Genomic DNA, 677 nt, shown 5'->3' on the forward strand with positions numbered 1-677 from the left:
CGGGGGAATACCTTCCACTTGGGGATCTCCCGACGCACCCGTCGCGGTACCCTCCTATGTAGGCATGCCGGCATCGGTTGCCGACGAGGTTGTCATGCTTCGTTTCAACGATGCCGACGGCGCGCGCCGCCGGATTGCGGATGCTGCCGATCGACTGGCTTGCGTTTTGCTTGACCCGATGCCGAGCGGCGGTGGCCTTATTCCGCCTAATCCCGACTTTGTTGCCGCTGTTCTCGAAACCGCACGCCAGCATGATATTCTCATCGTCTGCGACGAAGTGCTCAATCTCCGGCAAAGCTATCGGGGGGCCTCCGCACGCTATGGAATTGAACCAGACTTGATTGCAGCCGGGAAAATTATTGGGGGTGGGTTCCCGATCGGTGCGATTGGCGGATCGCGACGCGTGATGAGTGTGTTCGACGGATCGGCTGGTCACGCCAAGGTGGCCCAGGGCGGCACCTTCTCCGCAAATCCGGTCTCCATGGTCGCGGGCCGTGTCAGCTTGGAAGCCATGACTGAGGCGGCATTCGATGGGCTGGAGGCAATGGGCGAGCGATTGCGCGCGGCTCTTACTGCTGCGATTGCCCACCATCAAGCGCATTATGTAATCAGTGGTGCTGCGTCGCTCTTTCGGATCCATCCCAAGCAGAAGCTGCCACACGACTACCGGGAAGCCT

General features: G+C 60.6%; 1 protein-coding gene. It reads left to right on the top strand.

Translation table 11 applies throughout. The annotated features are described in order from the left end of the window. Positions 1-677, top strand: a 677-nt coding sequence (locus NKH93_RS34250) for an aminotransferase class III-fold pyridoxal phosphate-dependent enzyme (RefSeq protein ID WP_352976421.1), incomplete at both ends; no start/stop codon positions are given.

Source organism: Mesorhizobium sp. M0954 (assembly GCF_040319155.1).
Classification (GTDB): Bacteria; Pseudomonadota; Alphaproteobacteria; order Rhizobiales; family Rhizobiaceae; genus Mesorhizobium.